This is a genomic window from Marinospirillum sp., from assembly GCF_014859565.1.
Genome location: NZ_JACUUA010000054.1, coordinates 1 through 19889, shown reverse-complemented (window position 1 = coordinate 19889; position 19889 = coordinate 1). Strand labels below are relative to the sequence as shown.

At 50.4% G+C, this 19889-nt stretch carries 7 protein-coding genes; 5 read left to right on the top strand and 2 right to left on the bottom strand.

Annotated elements, in window-relative coordinates; all coding sequences use genetic code 11:
- Positions 1-156 precede the first annotated feature (156 nt).
- Entirely contained in the window at positions 157-1332 is a 1176-nt protein-coding gene (gene fadA / locus IBX50_RS09050) for an acetyl-CoA C-acyltransferase FadA (RefSeq protein WP_292255191.1), read from the bottom strand.
- 29 nt (positions 1333-1361) lie between these two features.
- The gene (fadB, locus tag IBX50_RS09045; RefSeq protein ID WP_292255190.1) at positions 1362-3509 is read right to left on the bottom strand and encodes a fatty acid oxidation complex subunit alpha FadB; all 2148 of its coding nucleotides are present in this window, start codon (positions 3507-3509) and stop codon (positions 1362-1364) included.
- 307 nt (positions 3510-3816) lie between these two features.
- Here fadB and IBX50_RS09040 point away from each other — a divergent pair, with 307 nt between their 5' ends.
- The 5 genes from IBX50_RS09040 to IBX50_RS09020 all read left to right on the top strand — a co-directional run.
- On the top strand, positions 3817-7086 hold the full coding sequence (locus IBX50_RS09040; protein ID WP_292255188.1) for a response regulator: 3270 nt from the start codon (positions 3817-3819) through the stop codon (positions 7084-7086).
- Positions 7087-7153: 67 nt separating this feature from the next.
- A complete protein-coding gene (locus tag IBX50_RS09035) occupies positions 7154-10765 on the top strand; it encodes a response regulator (protein ID WP_292255186.1) in 3612 nt (1203 codons plus the stop codon).
- 81 nt (positions 10766-10846) lie between these two features.
- On the top strand, positions 10847-13603 hold the full coding sequence (locus IBX50_RS09030; RefSeq protein ID WP_292255185.1) for a response regulator: 2757 nt from the start codon (positions 10847-10849) through the stop codon (positions 13601-13603).
- Positions 13596-17261, top strand: a complete 3666-nt coding sequence (locus IBX50_RS09025) for a response regulator (protein WP_292255184.1) — start codon at positions 13596-13598, stop codon at positions 17259-17261. Before IBX50_RS09030 ends, IBX50_RS09025 begins: the two co-directional genes overlap by 8 nt.
- Positions 17262-17285: 24 nt before the next feature.
- Positions 17286-19889: PhnD/SsuA/transferrin family substrate-binding protein (locus IBX50_RS09020; protein WP_366930705.1), on the top strand; the 2604-nt coding region annotated here is incomplete at its 3' end.

Genomic DNA, 19889 nt, shown 5'->3' with positions numbered 1-19889 from the left:
ATAACTACCAATAACTACAGCGATAATAGCCAGCCGCAACCTGTGGCTCAACCTTTAAAAGCAGGAAATACCAAATAAAAAACCGCCGTGTAACAAACGGCATCACTGGGATGAAGTTCGTAACACAGCGGTTTTTACTGACTACAAACGACAAAATCAGATGCGTTCAAACACCGTTGCAACACCCTGACCCATACCAATACACATGGTCGCCAGACCCAGAGTGGCATCCTGCTGCTCCATCACGTTCAGCAGCGTGGTGCAGATACGCGTACCGGAACAACCCAGCGGGTGACCCAGTGCAATGGCACCACCATTCAGGTTGACCTTCTCATCCATCTTGTCGATCAGCTTCAGATCCTTCAACACCGGCAGACCCTGCGCAGCAAAGGCTTCGTTCAGCTCGACAATCTGGATGTCGTCAATGGTCAGACCAGCAGCTTTTAATGCCTTTTTCGAGGCAGGCACCGGGCCATAACCCATGATGGATGGATCACAACCCGCCACTGCCATAGAGCGCACTTTAGCAATGGGTTTGAGGCCCAACGCCTGAGCTTTTTCCCAACTCATCATCAACATACCGGAGGCACCGACCGACAGCGCAGAAGAGGTACCGGCAGTCACCGTACCATTACGCGGATCAAACACCGGCTTAAGTTGTGCCAGGGTTTCCACCGTGGTTTCCGGACGAATCACTTCATCTTTCAGGATCAGTTTCAGGCGACCTTCGGCATCATGGCCTTCCACACCGATGATTTCTTTATCAAAACGGCCATTAATAGAAGCTTCATGTGCCAGACGGTGAGAACGTGCGCCCATTTCATCCTGCTGCTGACGCGTAATGCCATGCATCTTGCCCAGCAGCTCTGCAGTCAGGCCCATCATCATCGCCGCCTTGGCATTTTGCAGGCTGGCGGAAGGATTCACATCCACACCATGCATCATGGAGACGTGCTCCATGTGCTCCACACCACCGACCAGATAAACATCACCCAGGCCAGCCAGAATGTTGGCGCCGGCAATATGCAGGGCACTCATGGAAGAACCACACAGGCGGTTCACGGTTTGAGCCGGAACACTTTTTGGAATGTCGGTCAGAATTGCTGCGTTACGGCCAACGTTGTAACCCTGCTCCAGCGTCTGGTTGACACAGCCCCAGACAATGTCATCTATCTCAGCCGGATTAATGGCGGTATTACGCGCCAGCAAGGCACTCATCACCGTTGCGGATAATTCTTCCGCACGGACATTACGGAAGGCGCCGTTTTTGGCTTTCGCCATGGCGGTACGCACACCATCAACAATTACGATATCACGGGGTTGCAGACTCATTGTTTTTCTCCTGAATTCGCTCGGATGGCTTAAGCGTAAAAACGCTCGCCTTTTTCGGCCATGGCACGCAATGGGTCGGTCACGGTGTAAAGCGGACCCAGCTCAGCCAGAGAATCAGCCAATTCAACAAAGGCTTTCACACCCATGGCATCAATGTAACGCAGCGCACCACCACGGAAAGGAGGGAAACCAATACCGTAAATCAGTGCCATATCGGCTTCTGCGGGTGTTTCCACAATTTTGTCTTCCAGGCAACGCACGGTTTCCAGGCACAGTGGCACCATCATGCGAGCAATGATCTGTTCATCCGTCAGTTCACGGGTTTCTTTCACCAGCGGCTTAATCAGCGCATCGGTGGTTTCGTCATTGACCTTTTTCGGCTTGCCCTTGCGATCTTCTTCGTACTTGTAGAAACCTGTGTCATTTTTCTGACCTAGACGACCACCTTCGTACATCACATTCAGCACGGTTTTGCCATCACGTTTCATACGATCCGGGAAACCTTCCGCCATCACGTCATTGGCGTGTACTGCAGTATCCAGACCCACCACATCCAGCAGGTAAGCCGGACCCATCGGCCAACCGAACTTTTCCATCACCTTGTCCACATGGCGGAAATCAGCGCCATGTTCAACCAGGCCAATAAAACCACCAAAATAAGGGAAGAGCACACGATTCACCAAAAAGCCGGGGCAGTCATTCACCACAATCGGGGTTTTACCCATTTGTTTGGCATAGGTGACTGTGGCAGCAATGGCTTTTTCAGAAGACTTTTCACCACGGATCACTTCCACCAGTGGCATACGGTGCACTGGGTTAAAGAAGTGCATGCCGCAGAAGTTTTCCGGACGCTTGAGATTTTTTGCCAGACCCGTAATGGAGATGGTTGAAGTGTTGGAAGTGATGATGGCATCTTCCGCCACCTTGTCTTCCAGCTCGGCCAGTACCGCTGCCTTCACTTTCGGATTTTCCACCACCGCTTCAACCGTCAGCTCTACATCAGCAAAATCACCATAAGACAGGGTTGGACGAATGCGACCCAAGGTTTCAGCCATCTGTGCCGGAGTGATTTTCTTGCGCTCAACCTGCTTGCCCAGCAGTTTGCTCGCTTCTTTCAGACCCAGTTGCAATGCTGCTTCATTGATATCTTTCATCATGATCGGCGTGCCTTTGGAGGCGGACTGATAAGCCACCCCACCACCCATAATACCGGCACCCAGCACCGCTGACTTTTTGATCGGCTGACTCTGCTTTTCATAAGTGGAGGCTTTTTTCTTCACCAACTGATCATTCAGAAACAGGCCAACCAGGTTAAAACACACATCGGTTTTAGCCATTTTTGCAAAGGCCTTGGCTTCAGTTTCCTGGGCTTTTTCACGGCTCTGGGTGGCACCCTTCTGAATGGCCTTGATGGCCTCCACCGGAGCAGGATAGTGAGGGCCTGCTTTACCGGCCACAAAACCCTTGGCCGTTTCAAACACCATCATGGATTCAATCGAATTCAGACGCAGCGGGGATTTTTTCTGATCCCGACGTGCCTGCCAATTCAGATGACCGGCATTGGCTTCAGCCAGAATATCCAGTGCGGCATCACGCAGTTTGTCTTTGCTGACAACAGCATCCACCGCACCCACTTTAAGGGCAGCATCCGCTTTGTTCTCTGTACCACCGGCAATCCACTCAATGGCATTGTCGGCACCAATCAGGCGTGGCAAACGCACACAACCACCCCAGCCGGGGATGATGCCCAGCTTGGTTTCCGGCAGACCAATTTTTGCGCTGTCGGCCATCACACGGAAATCTGTGGTCAGCAGCATTTCACAACCACCGCCCAGTGCCAGACCATTAATAGCAGTCACTGTAGGGAAAGGCAGGTCTTCAATAGCATTAAACAGAGCATGAACCTTCTGGTTCATCTCCACTAAAAATTCTTCCGACTCACCAAAAATACCGTGGAATTCGGTGATATCCGCACCAACAATAAAGGCATCCTTGGCGCTGCTGAGCATCAAACCTTTAATGTCATTTTTTGCCTGGATGGCCGCAACGGCTTCACCCAGTTCCAGAATCACTGCAGTGCTGAGCTTGTTAATCGACTCGCCCTGCAGATCAAAAATCAGTTCAGCGTACCCGTCATTAAGGGCGTGCACCTGAATGGCTTTGCCTTGGTAAATCATCGTGTGATCTCCAGCTTTTTGTTGTAAAACAGAATACCCAGTGGGTCAGGTCAAACAAACTTTTCATACGGTCGTTTGAACTTGGAACAAGAGTCGACCATTCGCGGCTTCTTGTCAAGTTCCGGCAGGTAAAAAATCCAACGAGTGTTTGATAGTTCAGCATTGTTTTCAGCTTTGCTAAGCCAGCGAAGCTTTTGTTATATTTATCCACACGCGCCGACCATGTCATGTATGCAGCCAAAAGAGATGGCAAGGGTCGCATCCATGCTTTTAATACCCATGCTTTTAATACCCATGCGAGCACCCAATGAACGACACTGACACCAAGTCAATCACTCCTCCGCAAACCAGCCCACTGGTGTTTATCGTGAAAGACGAGCCGGATCAGGGTCTTTTGACGGCACACTTATTACAAAAAGCAGGCTACCGTGTTCAACACTTTGTTGATCTGCCGTCTTTTTTTAGCACCATGCTGGATCAGCAGGCAGAACAACCCAGTGCCATCCTGATGGACATGGTATTTCCGGAAGGACATCTAGCGGGTGTCGAAAGCCTGGAACAGCTGCGCAGTGTTTATCAGGATACCCTGCCTCCGGTGATTTTCACTTCTGCCCGATCCGATTTAAACGCTCGCCTGGCTGCTTATCGTGCAGGAGCAGCCCATTACCTGGTCAAACCGATCAAGCCCAGTCAGCTGATTGAACGCCTGAACAAGCTGACCTTCAGAATACCGGAAGACCCCTACCGCATCCTGATGGTGGATGATGAACCCATTATTCTGGAAATTCAGTCCAGCATTCTCAGTTTTGCAGGCATGACCGTACACAGCCTGAAAGATGCCTTCCAAACACTGGATGCACTGGAACGCTTCGACCCGGAAGTAGTGCTGCTGGATTTTCACATGCCAAACATCAACGGACCGGAACTTGCGGCACTGCTGCGCGAAGATGAGCGTTACCAGCAGCTACCCATTGTTTTTATTTCTGCCGAATCCGACCGAGAAAACCAACTGGATGCCCTGAATCTGGGTGGTGATGAATTTTTAACTAAACCCGTTGCACCCCGACACCTGATCAGCCGTGTTTGCACCCTGGCACGGCGTTTCCGCGAACAGCGCAACAGACAAGAACAACTGCAACAGCTAATGTACGAGCGAGAACGCGAACACCTGGCACTGAATCAACATGCCATTGTCAGCATTTCCGACCGCGCCGGTCACATTACCTATGTCAACGATCTGTTTTGTCGCATCAGCGGTTATACCCAGGCCGAGTTAATCGGTCAGAACCACCGCCTGCTTAAATCAGACCAGCACCCCGCCAGCTTTTACCATGAGATGTGGGCAACCATTGCTTCCGGTCAGGTCTGGCACGGCGAGGTATGCAACTTCAATAAATCAGGTGAGTATTACTGGGTAGAATCCACCATCACCCCATTTATGAATGAACAGGGCATTCCCTACCAATACGTCTCCATCCGCACGGATATCACCCATATCAAGTTAGCAGAACAAAAACTTCGCACACGACAAGCCATCCAGGAACAGGTAAGCAAGGCGGGTAACGCTTTGTTGGCCGCAGACAGCAAAACACTGGACAGTGTCATTGAAGATTGCTTGGAAGGTGTCGGAAAAACCCTGAATGCCGATCGTGCTTTTGTTTTTTTACTGGATAAAGATCAGCTGCACATCAGCAATCACCATGAGTGGTGTAATCAGGATGTTTCCAGCCAAAAAGATCTATTACAACACCTGCCGGTAGCAGACTTCAGCTGGTCATGGAGCCAGCTGCAAGAAACACCTCGATTGTGCATTGACCATCTTGCAGATTTACCGCCGCAAGCCAGTGCAGAAAAAAACCTGCTGGCCTCGCAGGACATTCAATCTTTATGCCTGTTTCCTTTAAAACAGAAAAACAAACGGGTTGGTTTTTTGGGTTTTGATCAGGATCTCACTGGCCGTAGCTGGAGCAAAGAGTCTCTAAACCTGCTGGAGCTTCTTGCCAATATGCTGGCTACAGCCCTGCAACGCAGAGTTGCCGAGCAAGATCTATTGATTTTTCGCCGCCTGTTTGATGTCACTGCTCAAGGCATTCGGGTTTCTGATGCCAAGGGGCTTTTGCTCTATGCCAATACCGCTTATGAAAAGCTGCTGGGCTATTCACAACAGGAGATTATCGGCAAGCACTTTACCCAGTTCTTCTCGGAAGAAGCCTTAAAGTGGGCGCCTGCTGCTATTCAAAAAGCCATAGGTCAGGGCAAAAACTGGTCCGGGCTTTTGCCGGTTAAACGCAAGGATGGCAGCCTGTTAATGGCAACCTCCAACGTTGGATTCATTAATGATGCCAAGGGCAAGCTGCAATACCTGTTTAACATTGTCAGCGATTTTTCTGATGAACTGAAAAGACAGCAACAGCTGGCCGATGCCAAAGAGGAAGCCGAGCGAGCCAATCAGGCCAAATCCGAATTTTTATCCAGCATGAGCCATGAACTGCGCACACCCATGAATGCCATCCTTGGGTTTGCTCAGATGCTGGAATACGATGATGAGTTATCAGAAGACAACCAGGAAAATGTGCATGAAATCCTCAAGGCCGGAAATCACCTACTGGAGTTAATCAACGAGGTGCTGGATCTGGCCAAGGTAGAATCCGGCCAACTCAACCTCTCGATTGAAAGCATTGATCCCTTCGAGGTGCTGGATGAGTGTGTCTCACTGATTCAGTCACTGGCACAAAAACGCTCAATCCAGATTCATCCGCCCCAAAGCGCCAATCAGCCGATTCGAGTGAGAGCCGATCACACTCGCCTGAAACAAGTGCTGCTGAATCTGCTCTCCAATGCGGTGAAGTACAACCGGGAAGCCGGTCAGATCCGGCTGGATATTCAGGCTCATGAACAGGATCGCCTGCGTATCCTGGTGAGTGACACGGGCAAAGGTGTCCCCGCAGAACAACTGGCCGGGCTGTTTGAACCCTTTAATCGCCTGAATGCCGAGGATTCAGACATCGAAGGCACCGGCATCGGTTTAACCATCACCCGCCGCATTATGGAAATGATGAACGGCAGTGTGGATGTTGAAAGCCAGCCGGGTATTGGCAGCACCTTCTGGTTGGAACTGCCCCTGGAGCCACCGGCAGAAAATACGGCTTCAGCCGATGAGCTGGCGCTGGCTGCGACGGAGATGGATCACCCACCCTTAACAGCGACCCAACAACGCGTGCTTTACATCGAGGATAACCCCGCCAACCTGCGGCTGGTGTCCAGTATTTTCAGCCGCCTGCCGCATATTCATCTGGTCACCGCTCATTTGCCGCAACTGGGGCTGGATATTGCTGCATCCCACAAGCCCGACCTGATCCTGCTGGACATTAACATGCCCGGCATGAATGGCTTTCAGGTACTGGAGACTCTGCGGCAAGATCCCACCCTCAAAGAGGTGCCGGTGTTAGCCGTAACCGCCAATGCCATGCCAAAAGATATTGAACGCGGCAAACAAGCCGGTTTTAATGATTACATCACCAAACCTCTGCAAATCCCGGCATTTATTGAAAGCGTAAAATACTGGCTGGGGCTATGATGCTTTACTTTAAAAAAAGTGCAGCAGCAGAACCCCGTCCCGAACCCAAGGATATTTGAGATTTTTTATGTACCTACCCAAGCTTGCCGAAATCGCTACGCCCGTAGTCATTACCCTTGCAGACGAGGCCAGCATTCATGATGCGGTGCACCTAATGGCCGAGAGAGGCTTGCGGGATGTAGTGGTCACCGGCAGGCAGGGGCTGCGGATTTTAACCTCACGCGAGCTGATTAAATTTCGTTTGCAGGAGATTGATTTTAATCTGCCCTTGCAGCAGATGGCACTGAACCAGGTTCCCAAAACCTCGCCGGATCAAAATGCGCTGGAAGGGCTGAATATCATCCGCCAGCACCCGGATGGTTATTTGTGCCTGGTGGATGGGAGCAATCAGCTCTGCGGCATTGTCAGCGCCAGTGATTTAGCCGCCTACTTAGACCCACAAAACCTGGCGCACAGCAAAACCCTGTCTGAAATTATGCGCGCCATCCAGTTTATTCAAGTGGAGGCACAGGATAGGGTCAAAACCGTGTTTCATGCCATGAGCATCAATCGGCAAACAGCGGTGTTGGTTTTTGATGCAGGACAAGCCGTGGGGCTGATTACGCAAACCGATGTGATTCGCTGGTTTGACCGAGACGGAGACACCAATGTGTGTGCCACCCAGCTGATGTCTGCCCCATTAAAAACCTTTGATGCCAACCTAACTCTGGCCGAAGCCCTTGAAACCACAAGGCGCGAGCGGATCAAACACCTGGTGGTGATTGACCCAGACACCCACAAACCTCTGGGATTATTGCACCAGAAAGACCTGGTCAACCTGGTTTACCAGGACTGGGCGCAACGCCTAGCGGATGAAGCGCGGCAACTGAAAAATGAGCGGGATTTATTTGCCGGTGGGCCGGTACTGGTACTTAAATGGCAGCCTCAGGAGGGCTGGCCAATCTGTTTTGTTTCACCCAATGTTACAGTGCTGCTGGGCTACACTCCTGAACAACTACTGGCACCGGAGTTTCGGTTTGTATCCCTGGTTCATCCTGATGATTTGGCACAAATCGGTAAAGAAGTGGAGCAGTTTTTATCTGAAAAACGCGCTTTCTGGGAACAAGACTACCGCCTGATAACGGCACAAGGAGAAGTAAAATATTTTTATGACTACACCCGTCCAGTATATAACGAACAGGGTGAATTAACTGAAATACTGGGTTATTTAGTCGATCAGACCAGAATAAAGACCACCGAGCAGGCGCTGGTGCAAACAGAGCTTAAAACCGAGCGCCAGAACCAGCTGTTGCAGGCGGTGTGGCGAGCCAACCAAACCTTTATGACCACCCAGGATATTCGGACAACTTCAGATGTTCTGCTGCAAGAAGTTTTAAACTTCACCGCCAGCCAATACGGCTTTATTGGCGAGGTACTGTACGATGAACAGCGCAACCCCTACCTTAAAGTCTTTGCCCTGACCAATATCGCCTGGGATGAGGCAACCCTGGCTTTTTACCAAAAGCACCAGGTGAATGGATTGGAATTTAAAAACCTGAACACCCTGTTTGGTTACGGCCTGCTGCACCAGCAAACAGTGATTGCCAACCAGGCCGCCAGCGACCCAAGAGCGAGAGGCACACCACCCGGCCACCCGCCATTAAGTACCTTTATGGGCATTCCGGTTTTTTATGCGGATGAAATGGTCGGGATGATCGGCATGGCCAATGCACCCCAGGGTTATTCTGAGCAGGCGGCTGAAGAACTGACTCTCTTCACACAAAGCTTCAGTGCTTTAATTTTTGCCAAACGCCTGCAACAGCAGCAAACACTGCTGAACGAAGCGTTAAAAATTGAACGGGATAAAGCAGAGATCGCCAATCGCGCCAAATCTGAATTTTTAGCCAATATGAGCCATGAAATCCGTACCCCGATGAACGGCATTTTAGGCCTGAGTGAATTGGGGATGAAACAAAAAGATCCGGAAAAAATGCGCGATCAACTGAGCAAGGTGCATTATTCGGGGCGTTTGTTACTGGGTATTATTAACGACATTCTGGACTTCTCCAAAATCGAAGCCGGAAAAATGCAGCTGGACCCCCAACCCCTGTATATCAATACCCTGGTGGATAATCTTTACAGCCTGTTTGCCACCAATGCTGAAAACAAGGGCCTGGCTCTGGTGATGGAGACTCAATCGGTCGATCACCTGTGCTTGTATGGTGATGAAATGCGCCTGCGCCAGGTGTTAAATAATCTGGTCAGTAACGCCATCAAGTTTACCGAACAAGGGGAAGTGAGGCTAAAAATAGCCGCTATCCGCCAGGACAATGACCGTATCGAGTTAGGTTTTTCCATTAGTGACACTGGCGTGGGCATGACCCCGGCACAAACCGGCCAACTGTTTCATGCCTTTAGCCAGGCCGACACCAGTATTACCCGTAAGCACGGCGGTACAGGGTTAGGCTTGGTAATTAGCCAGCGCCTGGTGGAGCTGATGGGTGGCGGGCAGATCGAACTGCAAACGGCGCTCGGTCAGGGTTCGTGTTTTTCCTTTGTATTGCCCATGCAAACGTGCAGTGAAGAACTTAAAAAACAGGCAACGCAACACCTGCTGCCTCACACTCCCAGCCCAATATTCAGTGGGCAGGTGTTGGTGGTGGAAGACAACGAAATCAACCAGGAGGTGGTGAGTGAACAACTACGCCAGCTGGGATTAAGCGTTATTCTGGCAGAAAATGGACAAGTCGCAGTTAAAAAAGCCCAACAGCAGGCGTTTGATCTGATTTTAATGGATGTTCAGATGCCGGTGATGGATGGCTATCAAGCCACTCAGGCCATACGCCTGTTCGATACCCACACACCGATTATTGCGCTCACCGCTGCCGCAATGATTGAAGACCGCGCCAAAGCACTGAGTGTTGGTATGAATGAACACCTGAGCAAACCACTGAATTCTGATCAATTACTCAACCTGCTCCACCAGTACCTGCAACCCACACCAGCCGATACCAACACCACGGATGCAACGAGAATGATTCAGCCCAATAACGATTCACAAGAGTCAGGCAGCCTGCTGAATGTTCAAGCAGGCATCCGGCAGGTTGTCGGTAATGAAACCCTGTACAAAAAACTGCTGCAACAGTTCAGTGAACAAATCACCCAGGATTTTTCGGCTATTCTGGATTTGCTGCAACAGCTGGAGCGGGACGCCGATAAAAAAGCGGATAAAAAGATATTCGAACCGGTGCAGCAGCTTAATCATGGGCTGAAAGGCGTCGCCGGCAATCTCGCCGCCGAGGCGCTTTTTAACATCAGCCAGGAAATAGACAGGCTGTTAAAACAACAACACTGCCCCAGCAGAGAACAAATTGACCTGCTCGGTCAGGTGATGGCAACAACACAACAGCAAATCCAGGTTTACATCAATAAAGGGCAGGACTCCAACGCGCCAGCAGCGACCTCCCCAGCGCCCAGCGAGATGGATGCGGCCACCCGCGCACAACTCGACCAACTGAAACAGCGCATTACGGCCAACGAATACATTGATGGCGAAGAGCTGGAGCAACTTGGCAACAGCCTGCCCAGCGAAGTACGCCCAATTTGGCAGCAGGTCATCAATGCGCTGGATCTGTTTGATTTTGAACAAGCGCTACAGCAGTTGAGCTTGCTTAATGTTAAAACCGATGCAAATAACTGAAACTCTTGATTTAAAAATTTAAAAATAACGTCTGATGCGATTCCCACCCTTGGTGGTAAATCCCAGCAAGGAGAGAAATTGATGCAGGCCCCTCGCCTACCCGAAAACGAATGTGAGCGTTTGCAAGCCCTGCACCGGATGAAAGTACTGGATACCCCGGCAGAAGAGCGTTTTGATCGCTTAACCCGCTTGTGTAAACAGTTTTTTGGTGTAGAGATTGTGGCTATTTCCCTGATTGATGAAAACCGCCAATGGTTTAAATCGTCACAGGGGCTAGATATTCATGAAACCGGGCGGGATATTTCTTTTTGTGGCCACACCATTCTGCAAGAACAATTGCTGGTGGTTGAGGATGCCCAGCAGGATCAACGTTTTTGCGACAACCCACTGGTAACGGGGGCACCTCACATTCGCTTTTATGCAGGTGCTCCGCTGCACAACCCACAGGGGTATCGTGTAGCCACCCTGTGCCTGATTGATAGCCAGCCCCGCAAACTGACCGCTGAAGAACAACACATACTGCTCGACTTTGCCGTAACAGTCGAGCTGGAACTGAACCGCTACACTGAAGAGCAGTTGCAAAACCAGCTGCTGGAACAGCAGCATATTATGGAGGCGCTTTTCTCCAGTAACGTAGTCGCCATGACCCTTTTGAACGAAGACGGTGAGATCATTTATGCCAATGCTCAAGCCGAACAGGTATTGGGGTTGGTTGCCAAAGAAATCCGCCAGCGCCGTGTCAGTTACCAGGATCCCGCCTGGCGTATCGAATCGGTCGATGGCTCCGCCTTTGCTGATGAAGACCTGCCATTTACACGCCTTAAAAACACTGGGCAACCCGTTGAAGATATTCGCCATGCCATCGTCTGGCCGGATGGAACCCGCAAAGTTCTCTCTATTAATGGGGCACCACTGCAACCTCACCCGCATGAAGCCTTGCACTACGCGTTTACCGTGCGGGATATCACCAGTGAAACTGCGCTGCAACAAGAAATCGAGACAGCAAAACATGCGGCAGAAGAAGCCAATCGTGCCAAGTCCGAATTTCTGGCTAATATGAGCCATGAAATCCGCACCCCAATGAATGGCATTATTGGTTTAAGTGAGCTGAGCAGCCGCGAACAGAATCTGGATGTTCTGCATGATCGCCTGCGTAAAATCCACCAGTCCGGGCGGCTTCTGCTGGGCATCATCAATGACATTCTGGATTTTTCCAAAATCGAAGCCGGTAAAATGGAGCTGGATCCACGGCCTTTTTCTTTAGCTGATCTGCTGGATGATCTGAATAGCCTTTTTATCGAGCCAGCCCAGAGCAAGGGCTTAATGCTGGCTGTGCAGGTTGATCCACAGCTGAGTAAGGCTTACATAACGGATGATCTGCGCCTGCGCCAGATCCTGACGAATCTATTAAGCAATGCCATTAAGTTCACGCATCAGGGTCGGGTTCAGCTGGATGTTCACCTGCAATCCCGCACTCCTGAGGCTGATCATATCCGGTTTTCAGTGAAGGATAGCGGCATCGGTATCAGCAGTGAGCAACAACACCGGCTTTTTAAAGCCTTTAGTCAGGCCAACCCATCCACTGCTCGGCAGCATGGGGGGACTGGCCTGGGTCTGGTGATCAGTGAAAAACTGGTCAAAGCTTTAGGTGGTCAGGGTATTCAGCTGGATAGCCAGCACCAGCAGGGTGCTTGCTTTAGCTTTCAACTGGCGCTTCCCCGCTGCAACGCTGTACAGCAAGCCACATTAAAATCAAGTCGCTCTACCCAAATCCTGCCCTTATCCCGTCTGACGGGGCGTGTACTGCTGGTCGAAGACAACCTGATTAATCAGGAGGTTGCTCAGGCACAACTGGCAGAGCTGGGGCTTGAGGTGATATTGGCTGAAAATGGTGTTCAGGCTCTTCAGCTTCTGCAGCAGCAAACTTTTGATCTGGTGTTAATGGACATCCAGATGCCGGTGATGGATGGTTACGAAGCCACACAACAGCTGCGTAGCCAGGGTTATAAGCTGCCAGTCATCGCCCTGACCGCAGCAGCCATGCTAGAAGACCAGCAAAAAGCCCTGGCCTGCGGTATGAATGATCATCTAGCAAAACCCATTAATACCCATGAGCTACAAAATGTGCTGGCTCGCTGGTTGCCGTTATTAAATGAAACCAAGACCACGGAAAAACCACCGGATGCCGTTAAGTCAGTGGACACTGACCCACTGCTGGATATAACCGCTGGACTGGTGCTGCTTTCTGGTCATTCCGCCTTGTACACCAAGCTGCTAAGGCAGTTTATGGAGCAGTTGGATCGGGACTATCAGCCACTATTGGTAATAGTGCAAAATTTGACACCGGACAGTGACACCGCCGCCTTTGACAAGGCACAAAAACTGACGCATTCATTAAAAGGTGTGGCAGGTAATCTGGCACTCAAAAATCTGGCAAAGCTTACCACCGAGCTGGATCATGTGCTGAAAAAGGCGCAGGTGCCACAAACACAGCTCATCCAGAACTTTGCCGAGAGTTTACAGCGCACGGCTGAGGCCATTCAGCAGTGGTTGATACAAGAGCAAACACCGGGCGCGGCAAAAACACCTGAGCCTGAAACCAATACAGCTAAAAACCAGAACCTCGAAGTTGTCTTACAGGCATTACAAAAAGCGGTACAAAACAGTGAGTTTATCGGTGACGCTGAACTGACCGCATTGGGTGAACAATTACCAGCTGCTTGCCAGAGCCCTTGGTTGGAACTGAGCAGAGCACTGGATAACTTTGATTTTGAGCAGGCCGATCAGCAATTAACCCAACTGCTGGATCAAGTGCAAAGGATGAAGCTGGATGTTTAAACACTTTTCCAATTCTTTAAGTAAAAAACTGCTGTTAACCACCCTGACCTCGGTTTTGCTGTCTGCCTTACTGCTGGCAACGTTTATTGAATACCTGGTACTGGAAAACAATCGCGAGCAGATGCTCGATCAACAGAACGGCTTTACTGAGCTGGTTGCGCGACACATTGATCAAGGCCTGGAGGAGCGAATTAAAGCGCTGCAAGGTTTAACCAAACTCTTGCATGATGGTCAGCAGTTACTCAGCAATCAACAGATACAGACTGTGCTGGATTCTCGCTTGTTATTGCATGACAACTTCAACAACGGGCTGATTGTAATGAACAGGGAAGGGTTTATTACGGTGGACTCGCCCGTACTGGAAGGTCGAGTGGGTCTGGATCTGAGAGATCGTGCCTACTTTCAACACATCAGCCAGACTCATACCCCCTATATTACTGAACCGCTAATTGGCCGGGCTGTTTTTCAGCCGATTTTTTTGATTCTGGTGCCGATTCTGAATCATCAGAACGAACTGCTGGGTTATGTTTTTGGTTCAACCCGGCTGGCCGATGATAATCTGCTAATCAGTATTTCGCTGGATACCGTCGGTGATCAGGGCAAGTTGCTGGTTTTGGATCTGGAGCAGAATCTGGTCGTCACCAGCACACAGCGTGAGCTGGTGATGAGCCGTCCCTCCCAACTTAACCTCAATGAACTGACGGATGCACTGAGTCAGCAGCAATACCAGGGCAACGCTTTGGATAGCCAGGGTACGTCGGTTTTGTTTACGGCGACTCCTTTGCAAAACACCCGCTGGCTGGTGGTGCATACTTTTCCGGTCAGCAAGGTTTTGGCTCCAGTTAAAGCGCTGTTGTTACAGATTACTCTGACCGTTCTGCTGTTGTTGTTCATCACCGCGCTGATTGTTGCAGCAGTCATCAACCACTTGCTCCAACCACTTAACAAAGCAGCCAGCCAGATCAGTGACATGCTGGAAAACCACAGCGAAATTCAACCACTGAGGGTGGAGCATCATGATGAAGTCGGGCTGCTGGTCACGGCTTTTAATCAGCTGCTGGAACAGCAGGAGATTCAGGCAGAGCAGTTAAAAGCAGCGAAAAGCTACGCCGAGTATGCCAGTCAGGCCAAGTCTGAGTTTTTAGCCAACATGAGCCATGAGATACGCACACCCCTGAACGCAGTGATCGGACTGAGTGAGCTACAACTGGAAGAAGCTCTGCCACCGCATATTCAACAGCGCACTCAGCAAATTCACCGCTCCGGTGAGTTGTTGCTGGGCATCGTCAATGATCTGCTGGACCTATCCAAGATCGAAGCCGGTAAAATGGAAGCCGAGGTTGAAACCTTCCGGCTGGATGAGGTGGTTAAACACCTGGCGACTCTGTTTGCCCTGCCCAGCAGCCAAAAGGGGCTGGAGCTGTTACTGCACCTGCAACCGGATCTTCCGGAGTGGTATCAAGGCGATATGCTGCGCCTAACCCAGGTGTTGACCAATCTGTTGGCCAATGCCATCAAGTTCACCGAGCAGGGCACGGTGGCATTAACCATTGAGCTGGTTGAACCCTCCCCAGATCAACAACAAGACCAGCCGCTGTGGTTGCGCTTTTGCATCCAAGACACCGGCATTGGCATGACACCTCAGCAACAACAACGCCTGTTTCAGGCGTTCAGTCAGGCGGATACCTCTATTACTCGCCGTCATGGTGGCACTGGCTTGGGGTTGATCATCAGCCAGAAACTGGTGCGATTGATGGGCAGTGAAGGCATCCATCTGCACAGCGAAGCCGGTGTAGGCAGCCGCTTTGAGTTTGTATTGCCCCTGCCGCTGGCCGAAGCGCCGGCTGACTCAGCCTTCTCTGCTGGCGTGTCACCGGTGCTTTGCAAAAATAGCCCTTGCCGGGTACTGGTGGTGGATGATCAACCCGCTTCCCGTCAGATTCTGCGCGAGATTCTGCAAAGCTGGCAATTTCAGGTGGACGAAGCGGCGGATGGTCAGCAGGCACTGGATTGTTTTAAAAAGAGTCTGCAACAGCAGCAGATTTATGATGTCATCCTGATAGACTGGGAAATGCCCAAGCTGGATGGTCTCAGTGCCCTGCGCAGCATCCAGCAGATGATGAAGGATGCTGGGTTAATCAATAACCTGCCAGCCATGTTGATGGTCTCGGCGCATGATCAGTCAGAAATACAGTTTTATGCCGAAAAAGAAATCAAATACCTGCATAAACCCGTGCATCGCTCCAACCTGTATGATGCCTTGTGCCATCTGCAACAGCACACCACCACTCGGCAGAGTTATCAAAAAGAACACTTCTGTGGTCAACGCGTGCTGGTGGTGGAAGATCACCCCATTAACCAGCAGGTGGTGCAGTCTCAGCTGGAACAAATGGGCTTGCAAGTCACCCTCGCCGATAACGGCGCTCAGGGCGTTGAAAAAGCCCGCAACGAGGCCTTTGATCTAGTGTTGATGGACATTCAAATGCCGGTAATGGATGGTTATCAGGCCACCCGTGAAATTCGCCAGTTCAACAAAGACTTGCCGATTATTGCCTTAACCGCAGCCGCACTGGTGGAAGACCGCAACAAAGCTCTGGCGGCTGGCATGAATGACCACCTGGGTAAACCCTTCAGTGGTCAGCAGTTGTTTGAGCACTTAAAGCCCTGGTTAAAAACCCAGACGGTGCAGATCGAACATCAGGCCGCTGAAAGCCTGCCCCAGCCTGAACCGGCTGAAACACAGCAGCTGCCTGTTTTGCCGCAAAAACGCAGCCTGCTGATTGTGGACGACCAACCGGCCAACATTAAAGTGCTGGCCAGCTTGTTAAAGGATGACTACACCATCCAGGTCGCCAACAAAGGACAAAAGGCACTGGAGATTGCCCGCAGCAGCAACCCACCCGATTTGATTCTGCTGGACATCCTGATGCCGGAGATGGACGGTTATGCCGTTTGTCGGGAATTAAAAAACCAGGCAGCCACCAGCCGCATTCCCGTCATTTTTATCAGCGCACTGGATGAAGTCAGTGATGAAGCCAAGGGGCTGGATCTCGGTGCGGTGGACTACATCAGCAAACCCTTCCACCCGGATATCGTCAAGTCACGCATTCGTAACCACATGAGCCTGAAAGTTAAAACGGATCTGCTGGAAAACATGTCACACATTGATGGTTTAACCCAGGTGGCCAACCGCCGTCATTTTGACACCACACTGAATCATGAGCTAAAACGCCACGCACGCACTGGCAAATCGCTGGGATTGGTGATGCTGGATATTGACTACTTTAAACCCTTTAATGACCACTACGGCCACGGCAAGGGCGATGAATGCCTGGTTTATGTGGCCACAGCGCTAAAACAAGTCATCCAGCGCCCCGGTGATTTGTTTGCGCGTTATGGGGGTGAAGAGTTTGTGGCGATACTGCCAGAAACCGATGCCAGGGGTGTGGAAAAAATCGCAGAAGCCATGCGAGCGGCAGTGGAGGCACTGGCGTTTGAGCATGAGTATTCATCAGTGGCCGGACACGTCACCGTCAGCCTGGGGGCTATAGCGCAAACCGTTACGAATGAAACCCCGGAAATCCTGCTGAAAAAAGCCGACACTGCGCTTTATGCCGCCAAAGAACAAGGAAGAAATCGGGTGGTGATGGGTGAGTAAAATGATGAAACGGATGAGTAAGTGATGAAACGGATGATAAGGGTTTGTATTTTAATCGGTGCATTTTGCTTTTTTAGTGGGCAAGCCCTTGCGCTGCCAGCGGCAGAGCAAAAACAGGCTTTGCAATTTGGTGTTTTTGCCTACAAGGGCGTTGACAGAACTGAGCAGGAGTTTATACCCTTTGTGCAACTGCTGAACAATCAACTCACCCATGCACGAATTGAACTGCAAGTGCTGGATTTAGACGAGATTATGCGGGGGATCGAAACACAAACACTGGATTTTGTAACCACCAACCCCACTCATTTTTTACTGGCGCGTCAGCGTTTTGAAGTCAGTGGTGCACTCGCCACGCTGGTTAAAAATAACCATGGCGCTGCCCTCTCTTCACTGGCTGGGGTGATCCTTGTCCGTGCCGACAATGCAAAAATCAATAACCTCACCGACCTGCAAGGACGCACCCTTGCCGCTCCGGGATTAGAGTTTATGGGTGGGTACCGCGCCCAAGCCTACGAATTGCACCTGGCCGGTGTGCCAATCGATTCCTTAAAAATGAACTTTGTCGGTTCACATCAAGAGGCCATTAGCGCAGTGCTTGCGGGTGAAGCTGAGGCAGGGTTTGTGCGTAATGGCATCATCGAAAGCCTGGTCAAACAAGGCCAACTGGATCTGAATCAGCTTAAAATCATCAATGCCCAATACCAACCCGATTTTCCTCATCTGATTTCCACACGCCTCTACCCCGAATGGCCGGTCTTTGCCTTGTCGCATGTATCCGACAGTGCTAAACGTCAGGTAACGGCTGCGATGCTGGCGCTGGACTCTACTGCACTGCAACAGCAGGATCATCCGGTTCAGGGTTTTACCGTGCCTGGCGATTATCTGGGCGTTGAATCCTTATCCCGTGCTCTGCGGATTGCGCCTTTTGAGCAGCTTGATGCTATCACCTGGCAAGACCTGCTCGATCAGCACGGCACTTTAATGATCTGGCTGTTGCTTTTTTCTGTTGCACTGCTAGTGGCGATTACTGCGCTGGCAATCAGCGTCAAGAATTACCGTGCCTCCACCCTTTACAACCAGCAGCTGCTCGCTAGTCAGAACGAACTGGTGCTGATTAATAACGGTGAAGAACTGATTGATGTCAGCGGTGGGTTTTTACGCTTTTTTAAAGGTTATTACGCCAGCCTGGAAGCTTTTAAAAAAGATTATCGCTGCATTGGTGATCTGTTCATTCAGCGTGAAGGTTATTTGTACAACAAACCACAAATAAACTGGCTGAAAAAAATGCTGGATCAGCCCGATCAACAGCATAAAGCCATTGTTAGCTTTAATGGCCAGCAAACCCACTTTAAATGCAATGCCGTTTACTCAAAAGAATTGGGACTGTATTTAATTACCCTGGTGGACATTACCGAACTGGAGCTCAGCAACCAAAAGCTGATTGAACAAACACTCATAGCTGAAAAAGCCAACCGGACTAAATCCAACTTTTTAGCCAATATGAGCCACGAAATACGCACTCCCATGAATGGTATTCTGGGATTAAGTGAGTTGGGGCTGAGGGAGCAGAACCCGGAAAAACTCCATCAACAGCTGAAAAAAATTCATTATTCCGGCTCTTTGCTGCTGGGTATTATTAATGACATCCTCGACCTTTCTAAAATAGAAGCGGGTTACTTGAATCTGAACCCTCAGCCATTCAATCTCCGCCACCTGGTGAAAGATCTGATGGAGCTTTATCAACCCAAGGCCAGCAGCCAGGGTATAGCGCTAAAAATGGAGATGGATTCGAGCCTTTCGGATGGTTATTTGGGTGATGACCTGCGCTTGCGTCAGGTGTTAACCAACCTGATTAACAATGCCATAAAGTTTACCGAACAGGGCGCTGTCACGCTGCGTATTAGCCAGACCAGTGCATCCAATGAAAAAGAAGCGCAACTGTTTTTTGAGGTGCAGGACACCGGCAAGGGCATTAGCCTTGAACAGCAACAGAGGCTATTCAAACCTTTCAGTCAGGCAGATGATTCCATCACCCGGCAATACGGTGGCACGGGTTTGGGTTTAACCATCAGTGATCAGCTGGTTAAACTCATGGGGGGTGAAATCAAGCTGCAATCCGAACTGGACCACGGCAGTCTTTTTTCATTTAAGGTTTCACTGCCCTTGTTAATGGATCAACAATCCGTTGCGCTGCCCAGTGTTGTTTCATCAAACTCAGGGCTTCAAGAAAACAGCAGTGACCTGCACTTTAATGCCAGGGTGCTACTGGTTGAAGACAATGAAATCAACCAGGAAGTTGCCAGTGAACAACTGAAACAGCTCGGAATTACCTGCGAATTAGCCGCCAATGGTGAAGTTGCCGTCAGCAAAGCACAAGCAAAAAAGTACGATTTAATTCTGATGGACATTCAAATGCCGGTGATGGATGGTTATCAGGCCACTCAACGCATTCGTCTGTTTGATTCACATACCCCCATTATTGCGCTAACCGCCGCTGCAATGATTGAAGACAAGCAGAAAGCCATGGTCGTGGGCATGAATGACCACCTTTCCAAACCCATTAATCGACCGGAGTTACTGGACTGTTTACAGCAGTGGCTTGATCGCAAGCAGCAGGTTAACAGCCAG

Bases quoted from the DNA above. Each gene is read 5' to 3' on its own strand.
- IBX50_RS09025 (WP_292255184.1), top strand. From the start codon at position 13,596: ATGTTTAAACACTTTTCCAATTCTTTAAGTAAAAAACTGCTGTTAACC.
- IBX50_RS09030 (WP_292255185.1), top strand. From the start codon at position 10,847: ATGCAGGCCCCTCGCCTACCCGAAAACGAATGTGAGCGTTTGCAAGCC.
- fadA (WP_292255191.1), bottom strand. From the start codon at position 1,332: ATGAGTCTGCAACCCCGTGATATCGTAATTGTTGATGGTGTGCGTACC.
- IBX50_RS09040 (WP_292255188.1), top strand. From the start codon at position 3,817: ATGAACGACACTGACACCAAGTCAATCACTCCTCCGCAAACCAGCCCA.
- IBX50_RS09035 (WP_292255186.1), top strand. From the start codon at position 7,154: ATGTACCTACCCAAGCTTGCCGAAATCGCTACGCCCGTAGTCATTACC.
- fadB (WP_292255190.1), bottom strand. From the start codon at position 3,509: ATGATTTACCAAGGCAAAGCCATTCAGGTGCACGCCCTTAATGACGGG.